8 protein-coding genes and 1 pseudogene are annotated in these 13,435 nt (G+C 51.2%); 5 read left to right on the top strand and 4 right to left on the bottom strand.

The window, feature by feature from the left end; genetic code table 11:
- Window positions 1–442: 442 nt before the first annotated feature.
- Window positions 443–3,457 (bottom strand): ligand-binding sensor domain-containing protein, encoded by a 3,015-nt coding sequence (locus tag GGR27_RS05550; RefSeq protein ID WP_168036430.1) that lies wholly within the window; start codon window positions 3,455–3,457, stop codon window positions 443–445.
- Between the two features lie 876 nt (window positions 3,458–4,333).
- On the opposite strand from GGR27_RS05550, the gene GGR27_RS05555 reads away from it, so the two are divergent.
- Both GGR27_RS05555 and GGR27_RS05560 read left to right on the top strand, forming a co-directional pair.
- Window positions 4,334–5,779 carry an amidohydrolase family protein gene (locus GGR27_RS05555; RefSeq protein WP_168036431.1) on the top strand — a complete coding sequence of 482 codons (1,446 nt, stop codon included), beginning with the start codon at window positions 4,334–4,336 and terminating at the stop codon, window positions 5,777–5,779.
- An 89-nt stretch (window positions 5,780–5,868) separates the two neighbouring features.
- A pseudogene (locus GGR27_RS05560) lies at window positions 5,869–6,180 on the top strand (multidrug DMT transporter permease); the annotation flags it as partial.
- Here GGR27_RS05560 and GGR27_RS20525 read toward each other — a convergent pair.
- From GGR27_RS20525 to GGR27_RS05575, 3 genes are all read right to left on the bottom strand, one after another.
- Window positions 6,177–6,476: a type ISP restriction/modification enzyme gene (locus GGR27_RS20525; RefSeq protein WP_168036433.1), complete on the bottom strand. Its 300-nt coding sequence runs from the start codon at window positions 6,474–6,476 to the stop codon at window positions 6,177–6,179. The pseudogene GGR27_RS05560 and the gene GGR27_RS20525 sit on opposite strands and share 4 nt — an antisense overlap.
- Window positions 6,477–7,330: 854 nt before the next feature.
- A complete protein-coding gene (locus GGR27_RS20380) occupies window positions 7,331–7,828 on the bottom strand; it encodes a T9SS type A sorting domain-containing protein (protein WP_168036434.1) in 498 nt (165 codons plus the stop codon).
- A gap of 119 nt (window positions 7,829–7,947) precedes the next feature.
- Complete coding sequence (locus GGR27_RS05575) at window positions 7,948–9,486, bottom strand: trypsin-like serine peptidase (RefSeq protein ID WP_168036435.1); 1,539 nt, start codon at window positions 9,484–9,486, stop codon at window positions 7,948–7,950.
- A 685-nt stretch (window positions 9,487–10,171) separates the two neighbouring features.
- On the opposite strand from GGR27_RS05575, the gene GGR27_RS05580 reads away from it, so the two are divergent.
- The 3 genes from GGR27_RS05580 to GGR27_RS05590 are packed head-to-tail and all read left to right on the top strand — an operon-like array spanning window position 10,172 to window position 13,271.
- The gene (locus GGR27_RS05580) at window positions 10,172–10,813 is read left to right on the top strand and encodes a TetR/AcrR family transcriptional regulator (RefSeq protein WP_168036436.1); all 642 of its coding nucleotides are present in this window, start codon (window positions 10,172–10,174) and stop codon (window positions 10,811–10,813) included.
- A gap of 11 nt (window positions 10,814–10,824) precedes the next feature.
- Window positions 10,825–12,186, top strand: a complete 1,362-nt coding sequence (locus GGR27_RS05585) for a TolC family protein (RefSeq protein WP_168036437.1) — start codon at window positions 10,825–10,827, stop codon at window positions 12,184–12,186.
- 23 nt (window positions 12,187–12,209) lie between these two features.
- Window positions 12,210–13,271 (top strand): efflux RND transporter periplasmic adaptor subunit, encoded by a 1,062-nt coding sequence (locus GGR27_RS05590; protein ID WP_168036438.1) that lies wholly within the window; start codon window positions 12,210–12,212, stop codon window positions 13,269–13,271.
- Window positions 13,272–13,435: the final 164 nt, after the last annotated feature.

Genomic DNA, 13,435 nt, shown 5'->3' on the forward strand with positions numbered 1-13,435 from the left:
GCTAAATCATCATTTGCTTATTCTCTTGTGCTTGTGTGTTTTGCTGCGCAGTACTTCGTGCTATGTGACCTAATCCGGTTGCAAAAGGTCAGCAACTAAGCTGTTCCATACTACTGGACATTTTCTCCAGACGCTTGGAGGACCTCAACAATTTCGCCTTCGGCTTCACGGCAGAGGACGCTCCAAGGTCCTCAAATAGGTTTTTGGAACCTTGGAGCGTCTCGAAACTAAAGCGTAGCGAAGGGTTTCGAGTCCTCCAAGCGTCCGATTTGAAAATGTCCAGTAGTGTGAAGCTGTTCATACTATTTTGTGCTTATGTTTTATTATGTGTCTTTTGTGTTCCCCGCCTTACTATCTTGTCAGTGGTTCGCTACGAGTGTTCGGACAAAAAACCAGCTGGCTGCGCTGGCTGATTTATTTATCCGACCACCTGCGCACGTAATCACCCAAACTCCCGCACGTAACCATTCAAATTAACCTCCCGAGGCAAAGCCATCTTCTTCTTAAGCCGGTATTTAGCCTGTTCCACCCCATTAAGGGTAATGTTAAGTATGGAGGCAACCTCCCGGTTATTAAGTTCCATTCGAATAAAGCAGCAGAGCCGGCTATCATTAACGGAAAGGGTAGGGTGGACCTCCCGGAGGCGACCCACGAAGTTCTGGTAGCCCTGGTCGAAGATGAGTTGGAATTGTTCCCAGTAATCTTCCTGGGTGAGTTCCTGGTCGATGACGCGAATGACCGAGCGTAATGATTTAGCGGGGGCAGTTTCCTCTTTTGCGTTCAGGAGCTGGATTTTGTTCTTCAGGTCGTTGAGAAACTTGTTTTTGTGCGCCATCTGGAGCAGCGAAGCACCCAGTTCGGACTGCTTGGTGGCGACTTCTTCCTTCAGGGTTTGGTTCTTTAGGCTAAGAATTTCCCGTTCTCTGGCCAGGGCTTGTTGTTGGTACCGTTCCCGTTGGCGGCTGAGTAGAAACTTATTCAGCAGATAAATAGATAAAAGGCCGAGTGCGATAATTCCGATGATAAACCAGCGTGTTTGCCAGAACGGAGGCTGTACGATTACGGACAGGGGAGGGGAGGGTTCACCCCAAACACCATCCGCTCCGGCAGCCTTGACGTGCAACCGGTAAGTTCCTCCCTCAAGATTAGAATAGTAAGCCATTCGTTCTCCCGGGGCGGTAAGGTTCCAGTCCTCATCAAAACCTTCTAACCGGAAAGCGTAACGTATTTCCTGCGGGCTTGGGTAGGCCGGCGCGGCGAAGTAAAACGCGATTCCCCGATCCTGGTAAGTGAGATTTATCTCCGTATCCCGGTCGTTGAGGTCGCCGGATAGTATTTGTCGTCCGTTCCGCCCGCCGGGTAGGACGGTGCGGTTGGCTAACTGAAGTTCGGCAATGAGGACTTCCGGGGCGGCCAGCGACGGGTGCATCCGGTCCGGATCGACGACGGAAAAGCCGTTGACGCCGCCGAAGATCAAAGTGCCGTCGGCTAGTTTCTGGATCGCTCCGGGGTTATAAAGATTATACCCCAATTCTTTTTCCGCAGCCATTTCGAGTAGACTATTATCGGTCGTATTCCAACGGAAGATCTGCTTGAGACCGGTGATCCAGAAGAACCCTTCATCGTCAGTGGTTATCCCGTTGACCATCTCGAAAGGATAGCCATTCGATTTATTAAAACGAGTAAATTTCTCCTCACCGGCGCTTAGTGAATTGAGCCCATTGTACTCCGTCCCGATCCACAGCGTCCCGGCTGAATCCTGGAACAGGTGACGAATCTCATCACTACTGATACTGTTAGAATCTTCGGGAGAATGCTGAAACCGTTGGAAAGTGCCGGAGCTAAGGTCCACCCGGTTGAGGCCTGAATGCTCGGTGGCAACCCACAAATACCGTCCGTTTTGATCGAGTAAAATATCGGTGACCAGGAGGCCGGATAATGACTGCTCATCATTTGGTTGGGGCGTGAAATGCTGAAATGCTTCGGTGCCGGGCGGCAGGTAATCAAGTCCTCCGCCGAGTAGCCCGACCCAAACCCCTCCGGTCGGATTAATGGCCAAATCCCAGACATTGTCGTGGGCGAGGCTTTCCGGCTGGTCTTCATCGTGGCGAAATTTGGTGACTGTTTTGGTGCTTTGGTCGAAGTATCCCAGCCCCCCGGCGTAAGAGCCGTACCAGAGTCCACGGTTACCATCCGGGGCGAGCGCCGTAATTACATTATCTATTTCTGCCCCTTTACCCTGCACCCGCGTCCGCGCCCGCTGATTCTTAAGCTCCATCAGCTCGTCGCCGAAGGAGAACAGGCCGCCGCCATCGGTGCCCAACCAGGTCGTGCCTTCCTGATCTTCAGCCACCGCCAGTACGGAGCGGAGGCCCCGCGCTCGTTCCAGATCATACCGCCGGTCGGTGACGAAAGGTGGTTGAATGGCCCGGTGCACGTTGAGACCGCCGTTGAAAGAGCCGACCCAGAGGTTGCCGGCACCGTCGAAAAGCAAGTGGTAAAGCGCGTCGGTATTGAGGGAAGAGGCCCGCGTGGCGGCGTAAGTAAATGCTTCCTGGCGACCGGTAGCCGGGTCGATAAGGTTGAGCCCGCCGCCGTCCGTACTTAACCAAATGTTGCCGTTCCGGTCTTCCGCGATGTCGGTAACGATGGGGTGGCTGACCTGCCCGGGCGCGTCGTATTGTTGCCATTGCTCACGCTCCGGCTGGTAGCGATACACGCCACTTCCCGAGGTCGCTACCCATACGTCGCCGTTGCCGGTCAGGCAGAGGGCTTTGTCGAAACTACTGAGGTCGTCGGCGTCCGGCGCGTGCAGTACTTCGATGCGCCGCTCGGAATAATTAATTAGATTAAGGCCTTTGCCGGAGGTTGCGACGTACACGTTTCCGTTCTCGTCTTCCACGAAATCAAAAACAAAATCGCTACTTATTTGACCCGTAAACGGAGATTCGGCGTAGGTAGAAAAATGGTGGAGTAGCTCCCCCGCTTCGTCGAGCACGATCACGCCGCCGCCGAAAGTACCGATCCAGACGAGGCCGCGGCTGTCCTGAAAAAGTGCCCGGACGGTGATGGTCGACCAGTCTACCGGGCTGTCTCCTGCTCCACCCAGCGAAAAGGGCGTGAAGCGTCCGGTGCGCTTGTCGTAAATGCTGATTCCCTTGTCGCGGTGGCCGGCCCAGATGCGCCCCTGGCGGTCTTCGAGCAGCGAAAGTACTTGCGGACCGTTGATGGACCCCGTTTCGTCCCCCGGCGTAAATACCCGAAAATCATAGCCGTCGTAGCGATTCAGGCCGTAGCGGGTGCCGATCCAGAACAGGCCGGAATTGTCCTGAATGATGGTGTAAACCGTGTTGTGGGAGAGACCGTCACCGACCGTCAGATGCTCGAAGGGTGGGGATTGGCTTGTTAATAAGAGGCCAGCCAGCAGTAAGAAAAGAATATTGAAAAATCTTGGCATCGAGCTGGGGTGAGGGGGCGTAACTAGGAGGAGGTAAAGAATGAAGGTACAGCAAACGAATGTATGAATAGCGGCGTGGATTCGTCCGCATATACCAGACAGGCTGCCTTTATGCTGGTTGTTGTTTCGTTAGTGCTTTTTCGGGGCGCGGTCGCAGGTGCAGGGGTAAGCCGGAAGGGGAGCAGGGGGTTCTGGGCCAGGGCCAAATAGCTTTTCCCCTAATGGTCTTGGTTTTGAATTACTGATGTTACGCAGATTGTTTCGCCACACAAACACAAAAGCCATACTACTGGACACTTTCCCCAGACGCTTGGAGGACCTCAATAATTACGCCTTCGGCTTCACGGCAGAGGACGCTCCAAGGTCCTCAAATAGGTTTTTGGAACCTTGGAGCGTCTCGAAACTAAAGCGTAGCGAAGGGTTTCGAGTCCTCCAAGCGTCCGATTTGAAAATGTCCAGTAGTGTGCACAAAAGCACAAAAAAGCGGTGTACGGTTAAGCCGAAGTACCGCTTACTTATTCTTTCGTGTTTGTGGGTTTTGCTTCGCAGTACTTCATGCTGTGTGGTATAATCCGATTGCGTAAGGTCAGTGAATAAGGCAGAACGTCAGCGTCCTATCTCGATAATCCATATTTGTGACGTTAATGATTAAATTCGAACGTAAGCGTGTATTTCAAATGATTTAGGTGCTCAGGGGTGTGATTGGATGTATGTTTCGTTATATTGTAAGGTCAAAATATTAATAGTTCTCAGTCTGAGTCATGACTGTAAGCTTAGCCCAGCGACCGTAAAAAATTGTTGAGGCAGGTCTAAGGGTAGACACGCACACTTTCAAACATTACGGCTTTGCGGGAACGCGAAGCCAAAAACACAATTATGAAGAAGGCTTTAAAGATTATTGGTATTATAGTAGGTGTTATCCTACTATTCGGTACCGCAGGTTATTTCGTTTGGTTTCAAAATACAGCAGAACACACACTAAAACTTCAAGCATCGGCGGTTTATAGCCCTGATAAAAGTAATAACTATTTAATAACCAACGCAAACATCATTGATGTTGAAACTGGTGTAGTTGTGGAGGGCCAAAACCTGATCATACAGGACGGTATTTTCGAGTATATTTTCGCGGGCCGAGCTCCCGATAGCCTGAAAGCAGACTATGAAGTTATAGACGCAAAGAATCGTTACCTCCTGCCGGGAATGATCGATATGCACACCCACCTGAACAGCGGTGGGTTGATGTCAACGAACGTAGCTACCCGGCCAATGGCGTTGGAGCAATTTGCGCGATACGGCGTGGGTACGATCTTCACCCTGGGTGGACACGGGTTCAACCAAGAAATCACGGCAGCACTAAGGGATAAACAACGAAAGCACGAAGTTGTAGGCCCCATAATTTTAGCTGCTGGAGATGTACTTACCGAGCCGGGTGGATATCCTATTTCGTACGTACCCATGATTTCAGGCTTACCGGAAGATGAAATAGACCTTGACGAACAAGGCGTCCTCACGATAACGGATGAAACTGATTTAGACGCTATATTCTCTACAAAGAAAAAACTTGGTCTCGATGGCATCAAAGTCATGGTAGAATCTAACCTAGATGGTAATTCAGCAATACCGAGGCTGTCGAATCAGTTGCTGAGGAAAATCGTTCAGAAAGCTTCCCGGTATAGTCTGCCGGTTTTTGCTCACGTGACCCGTCAGGCCGACTTGCAAGATGCCGTAGATGCTGGCGTAGATGTCATCGTGCATACTACAGCGGACCAATTACTAACGGATGCCGGACCTCTTTTGGAAAAAATGGTAAGAAATTCTGTCGCTTATACACCGACGCTTTCCGGGGCGCATGGTTTCCAGTACGTAAGTTCCGGTGAACTTCTGGAAGACCCCTTTATGCTGCAATATAGTTCCGAGCGAACTAATCGCAGCCTGAAAAACTGGCCGCTAAAACAACTGATGCTAAGCCTTAATAGTGATAAAGAATCATTTAAAGATACAATAATGCAAAACTTCACGATCATGCACGAGGCAGGTGTTACCGTACTTATGGGTTCGGATGCGGGGCCCCCTATGGTCATTCCTGGATACAGTGCGCACAAAGAATTAGAATATATGGTGGAAGGTGGCATGACAAATGCAGAAGCCCTTCGTGCCGCAACGATCGCTCCTGCGGAATTTCTGAAAATGGATGATCGCATGGGGAGCATCGAGGAGGGGAAAATTGCGAGCTTTCTGATGCTGGAGAAGAATCCGCTGGATGATGTGAAAAATTCGCAGACAATTAATCGGGTTATGCTTGAAGGTTATTGGATTGAATAGGATCAATTGAGGAGTTTTGGGTTCACCTGAACATGTTGCGTCTCGGCATTCGTGTGACCTACTATCCGGCCTATCGTTCCAAGTACAAGCCCGTGAGCGGAGAAAAGGTAACGTACGGCGACTACTTCAAACTCGGCACGCCAAAACTTCACCTGATCGGTATTGCCGGGGGTGTGATCTGGTGCCTGGGGTTCGTACTGAACATGATCGCCGCGGGGGAGGCGGGTTTCGCGATTTCTTACGGACTGGGGCAAGGAGCGACGATGGTGGCGGCTATTTGGGGAATTTTTGTCTGGAAGGAATTTAGGGACGCGCCCAGGGGGACCAATAAACTGATTGGCCTGATGTTCTTCCTGTTCATCAGTAAACTGTCGTTAATCATTATGGCCAAGGACGTTTAATTCGCTGGGTAAAGGGAGTTCAGCTTTTGGCTTACAAGATCGGTCAGCGGGTTGACCCCAAAAAATAAGTATCTCCCGCGAACCAAAACCCCATTACACCTTACGGAAGAAACGCTCCGATCCATGACCCCCACCACCCGCCGCACCTTCAATAAAACCCTCGTGTCGGTAAAGTAGGGCACATACGGGAGGTCGACTTTGAGGAACTCCGCGTAGCTTTCCCGGCAGCCGGGATTATGCAACATGGCGTGGATGTAGTCGAACGTGTCGCGGGGGTGAAAGTAGCTGAAAATCAAATAGAAATTTCAGCCGTCAGCCCTGCATCAAGTAGCGTCGTAATTACCATACACACGAGGATTTAGTCACTAAAACCAGTAGTCCGTAGTAAACACTATTCGTAAGGGATTATGAAGATCTGAATGTTTCGACCGGAATTCTTCATCTCCAATCCACGGTCCGAAGATAATCTCGTCCAGAGATGCCACCCGTAGAGCACGAGCCGATAGCCCGAAGTGGATCTTCGAATAGCGAATTTTTAAGCCGGGAGAAACTTCAAAAGATTCTACCCTTAGTTCGTTAGAAACGAACGGATAAGGCGCTTGACCTTCGTCAAGTTTGAACGCTCTTCTAAAAGGAATAAACAGTTCGCTCCTGATAAAAAACGAAAACTTCTCTACAAAATGGTATTCAAGCTGTACCGAAGGACTGATCCCGAGAGATTCGCTTTTGTGATAGTACCTAAGAATACGTGTATTATCACTAGGTCTAACTAAGCTGTGATCGAACGGTCGCGTAAAAGACTGGCGAGTCATTTTAATACCGAGAGAGGGTAGTATACTTATTCGATTAGAAACGCTTAATTCGCGATTGACCCCCAGGTAGAAAAGCTGTGCATTCAAAAAGTCAGGTTGACCCGCAAATACTCGAGGATCTGGAGTGTTGAACAGTCGAGTATCAGAGTTTTCGAGCCCTACGTCTAGTCTTACGCCCCACTTTGATTGAGCGTAGCACGCACACGTGTAGAACAGCATGACTAGTACCGTTAGGGCGAGCCTCACTGTAGATCTTGCTGCATTATAGTTTTCTTCTGTAACAAAGAATAGTTGCATAGGTGTGGATTGAGTAAAATACATCGGAACGTTTACAATAATTAATTCTTAACGATGATTTTATTGACTGCAGTATTCCCGGATTCAAGGTTCGTACGAAGAATGTAAAGCCCCGTACTTAGTTGTTTGGTATCTAAAGTTATTTCTTCTTCGGGGAAGTCCACCATGGTACTGTACAATTCTTGGCCGGTCATGCTGATAATAGTATAACTAATTAGTTTATCGTTTTCCACTTTGACGCTAACGTTGCCAGTATTCGTTGGATTTGGAGTAACCGTTACGGCGAAATTGTCCAATGTCGTACCGCCTAAGCCACAATTTTCAACGCGTACGAAAATAGGTGAGGTGCTCGATCCACAAACATTCGTGACCGTTAGGTCTACCCTATGGGTTCCTACCTGCGTTCCGATAAATCTTACCGGTTGGCCGGGAGAAACTATACTATTCGGGATGAATATACCCGATGAATTCGTAGTAAGTACGTAGGAATCTACCCCTGGTGATACGGGTAAAATATATTCATTCTGGCCGTGGTCCAACTGGCCTCTACAAATAGTTCCGCCAGGATTCGTATATCCGACTGGTCGACCAACTAATAGTTGTCGTTCAACGGTAATTGTATTGGCACACTCTGGAAATATAGAGCGAATCGTACACGTTAGGGTAACTTCCCCCCCCGTCCAGGCACTGGTGAGAGGTCAACAAAATTTGCGGTATTTTCGGTAATCGTTGCCAAATTACGGGGGCTAACCGTCCAGGTTATTAAGGAGTTCGGCGGCCGATTTACCAAGGTGAAGCGCTGAGTAGAATTGCATACGTTCTTAATTCCGTTCATGTTAGCACTCTCCAGCGCAGTCATAAAATTAGGATCTCGTCCGGCTCCTAGGGCGTCTCGTAATCTTGTTGCTGCCGTTCCTCCGCCGAGCCAAGAGCTGAATAAACGACCATTGCTGTTTACACTAGAAGTGGCGTCACACGGAACAGAATGTGGCCAACCACTCGAAATCCAACCCACAATTCTCCCCTGCGGATTATAGTGAGGGGCACCGGAAGATGCTCCCTCCAGGGACCCTCTATCTCCCCCCGTACCGGGGGTTAAGACAAAATCAAAGAAATTTCCGTCAGGGGTAGTTTGGTCGCTCTCAAACGTAACCTTTTTTACGTCCCCCCGAGGATGATGAATGAAGGTAGAGTTTGCCGGTTGTAGGTTTCGTCTATCCCAACCGGAGAACGCAAAAGGCTCCCTTAGCTGTTGCCTAAGTTCTAATAAAGTAAAGTCGGAACCGGTGAATCTATCCCAACTCGATATCTCCGTACCACCGCTGTAAGATACCCACCTACTAATATCAGGCTCGACACCTTGTGAATCGCCATCTGAGTCGACGCAAACGGCACTCTCATAATTGAATCTAAAAATAGCATTCGTAAGCTCGGCCGTAGAAAGAAAGCAGTGCTCGGCAGTCAGAACGTAAGGGGTATAGTCATTGCAGGCATTATTAATTAATGCACCCGTACAGGCACCACTTCCTATCAAAATTTTACAAACGGACTCTATCTGTAAGTCCAAGTCCGGTATGGGTGATGGTGATGGACAAGAAGCGTTGATGTTGCAAGACAGTGAACTTCCAAAAGCAGCATCACTGCGCGCGGCCAGCGCCCGCACGCCCAGCATGTAAGAATCAATAACGAGCGTCGGCGCTTTTTCCACTTCGGGCCACCTGGCAACGAGGGTCACTGTACTACCATTTATGTAATCCGTATTCAGGGTTTCGTCCACTACGTTCGACCTAGTTATGGGGCCGACACTCATGAACGATTCAGGACTGTAGAGGTACAATTCCCCGCGTTCTGGTAGAGAAATTTCACTAAACCGGAACGATAAAGTCATTGCTTGTTTAGCACTGACCGTTAACTGCCATGTTACCAACCCGTTCGCTACGGTCTCCAATCCATCACTATAATCAATGGTACGGAACACACGGTACGCTATTTCTTCGGCGCTTCCCGCCTGCGCCGCTTTAGTTCTTCCCTGGAAATCTTTGGGGAGTTGGAGGTCGATCTTTGGGCCATTAGCTGGATCATTCCAATAGGGCTGGGCTTCAAGCTGGGCAGATTCGCTGAAGGAGGTCGTAGCAACCTGTGCCCGTAAATGTATTGAGAGTACTACTAAATAAACTGCTAGTATATATTTGTACATATTTCTAACTTTTAGTGTTTAAGTATTAAAAATAAATCACGAATACGTATTAATTATATGTAAGTTATGTTTGTATTTTAGTTTATGTAAAGGAAATCCAATAAAGTTTTGAACTTTAACACATGACGATGAGTACTCTAGCAAAGCGAACTTAAGTAAGAATAACAGGGGGGACGTGCAAAGCTCTTCACGCTTTTAAGGAACGCCAATTCAATAACTGTCCGATTTAGCTTCGCTGCTCCTGCGGGGTGCAGCTTGCTATCGCGGCGGTATTCTTCACCATTTGAAAACCACCGTCCCGACTAAGTACGGGATGCTGGTCTTCAAATCGCTCGAATACCACCACGCTAGTGGCGCTTCAATCAGGACAGTTATTAAAGCGGCGTTCCTAAATCGGACGCTCGGAGGACTCGAAACCCTTCGCTACGCTTTAGTTTCGAGACGCTCCAAGGTTCTAAAATCCTATTTGAGGACCTGGAGCGTCCTCGGCCGTGAAGCTGAAGGCGGAATTGTTGAGGTCCTCCAAGCGTCTGGAGAAAATGTCCAGTAGTATGGGACAAACACAACACGTCAAAGCAATCTACCCGCTTGACTTATCGCACGGAAAAGTGGCCTCAGAGGAGTGGACAAACAAAATTGTCCGTAAATTTGAACAACGTCCATAAAATAACCGTTGCTCAACCACATGGGGATAACCGAACGCAAAGCCCGCGAAAAAGAAGAACTACGCCAGCTCATCATCACCACGGCCACCGATCTCTTCCGGGAAGTGGGCTACGCCGGTGTGAGCATGCGCAAGATCGCCAAGCGGATCGAGTACAGCGTCGGTACGCTTTACGTGTACTATAAGGATAAGGACGAGTTGTTCTTTGCCGTACAGAAAGCCGCCTTCCGCCGGGGGCTGGTGTACATCCAGGATTTGCCGGAACTGGAGCAACCCATCGACCGCCTACGGGCCATGGGCGATCGCTACATCCGTTTCGGACTGGAAAACCCGGATCTCTACCGCCTCATGTTCATGATGGACAAGCCAATGCAGGCGCTCGAAGACGACCGGCAGTGGGAGCCGGGCATCGAATTACATAATATGCTGGCGGCGCTGATCAACGATTGCATCGCCGCGGGGCAACTGCCGGACAAAGACCCGGACCGGACGAGTTTTTCCGTCTGGTCATTCGTACACGGCATGGTGAGCCTCTACATTGTCGACCGATTACACATCTACGAAAACCTGGAAAGCACTACTCAATTACGCGGTATGGACATCGAGGAATTGTTGTTTGCGTCTAACCGGACGATGATCGAGCTGATCCAAACCGACCGCTAAAATTTTTTGCCATGATGCTGAACACCGTTCATAAAGTTTTATCTGTTATCAGCTTTTTACTTGCCGGGACGGCGCTGTTCGCCCAAACCACCGAACTGGACGCTTACGTAGAAATCGCGCTACGACAAAACCCTACCTTGATCGCCAGTCGGCTGCTGGAGAACGAGCGTAGCCTGGGTATCGAACTAGCCGCCGCGAACCGACGACCGACCGTCGATCTGCGGTCTGACTACATACTAGCCGTCGGAGGGCGTACGCTTGATTTCCCCGTGGGTGATCTGTTTAACCCGGTCTACGCCACGCTCAACGAAGTGGCGAATGAGAGCCGTTTCCCCACTAACCTGGAAAACGTGAACGAGCAGTTGATGCCCAATAATTTCCACGATACCCGGGTGGAAGTTCGCTTGCCGCTCTTGCAACCCCGCATTCAGCGGGAGGTAGCCTTGCGACGTAGCCAATTACGAGAAGGTGAATTGGCCACCGAAACTTTACGCAACAACATTCGCCGGCAGGTGCGGGATCTGTATTATTCCTACCTTCTGGCCAACGAAGGCGTAAGTATCATCGACAGCGCGCGGATCGTACTGACGGAAGTTTTACGCGTCAATCAAGTGCTCGTCCGGAACGACAAGGCTACGGCGGATGTCGTTTACCGTACGGAGTCGGAACTGGCCGGTTTGGACGGACGCACGGCTAGTTACGCCCAGCAGAAATCGGTGGCTGCCGCCGCGCTTAACCGGCTACTTGGTCGGGATGTCAGTACGGAATTAGCTATTGCCAGTCCGGATGAACTTCCCAGGACCCTTGCTCCTCTGGAAGAACTTCGCACCCGCGGCCGCGCACAAAGAGCCGAACTAAAACAACTCGACCAGGGGACCAGTAGCCTTGAACTCCTCGCCGAACTCCAAAACGCCGGCGGTAAACCTACCCTGGACCTATTCCTCAACGCCGGCGCCCAGGGCTTTCTCGACCAAGAATTCGACGGCCAACCCTACGTAACCGGCGGCGTGGCCTTCAACTGGAGCCTTTACGACGGCAAAAAACGCGGCCTGCAACAACAGCAAACTCGACTGCAGGGCGAGCGATTGCGTCAGGAACGAGCCGATGTCGCAAACGGCGTAGACGTCCAAGTATGGCAAGCCTGGCAACGGATCACAAACGAATCTGCGCAACTGGACGCCGCCGAAAAAGCCGCCACCGCCGCCCGCGCCTCCTACCGGATTATCGAAGCCAAATACCGCGCCCAACAAGCCTTGCTCGTTGAATTACTGGACGCCCGTAACCAGGTCACCCAGCAAGAACTGAGCATTAACCTTAGCCGCTTCCGCCTGCTCCAGGCCGACGCCGCCCTCCGTGCCGCCCTCGGCGAATAAATTCACTATTAAAATCATTTCCCGTGCACGCCAAGATTATACTGACCCTAGCCGCCACGCTACTATTTTTCAGTTGCAAAACGGATTACCCCGGCCAGGAAGCCGTCACCCGCGCGCCCGACGCCCCAGTGCCCGTCGAGGTCATTGCGATCAGCCCCACCACCGAGCCGATACCCATCGAAGCCGGCGGGACGATCGGTGCCAAAACCGAAGCCCGCCTCAGCTTCAAGATCGGCGGCGTGGTCGACCGGATGTACGCCCGCGAAGGCCAGTACGTCCGCCGGGGAACGGTGCTGGCCAAACTGAAAACGACGGAGGTGGACGCGCAAGTCGCCAAGGCCACCCAGGCCCGCGATAAGGCGCGGCGCGACGTGGACCGCGTCACCAAACTCTACGAAGAACAGGCCGCAACGCTGGAACAAAAAGAAGGGCTCACGACGGCCCTCGAAGTAGCGGAATCAGACCTCGAAATCGCCGGATTTAACCGCAAATACGCCACGATCACCGCCCCGGTCAGCGGCCGCATCATCAGAAAAATGGCCGAAGCCGGTGAGCTCGTCGCCCCGGGAACGCCGCTGTATTTCCTGGCCGGTGAAGGAGCCGACGACTTCGTGCTACGCATCAACGTCGCCGATCGCGACCTGCTCAACATCCAACTAGATGACCGCGCCTTGGTCGATCTCGACGCATACCCCGACCAGCCCGTCCCCGCCAAAGTAACCGAGATCGCCGCCGCTGCCGACCCCCGCACGGGCTCCTTCCAGATCGAACTTACCCTCGACGGACAGGGCCGTACCCTCCGCAGCGGCTTCGTCGGCCGGGCCAAAGTCTATCCCTCCAAAACTCCAGAGTACTACCGCATTCCCACGCAGGCAATCGTGGAAGGAGAGGGAAAGCACGTCAGAATCTTCGTACCGGACGCAGAGGGAAAAGCCCGCGAAAAAACCATCCGTTTCACCCGCCTGCTCAACGAGGCCGTCATCGTTCCGGCCAGCGAATTAGCGGGCGTGGACCAGGTCATCACCCGGGGAAGTCACTATCTGACGGATGGTAGTAAGATTGATTTTAAAGAATTAAAAAGATAGAGGAAAGAAGCACACTACTGGACATTTTCAAACCGGACGCTTGGAGGACTCGAAACCCTTCGCTACGCTTTAGTTTCGAGACGCTCCAAGGTTCTAAAATTCTACTTGAGGACCTTGGAGCGTCCTCTGCCGTGAAGCCGAAGGCGAAATTGTTGAGGTCCTCC

Origin of the sequence: Neolewinella antarctica (genome assembly GCF_011927835.1) — a bacterium.
GTDB classification, from domain to species: Bacteria; Bacteroidota; Bacteroidia; order Chitinophagales; family Saprospiraceae; genus Neolewinella; species Neolewinella antarctica.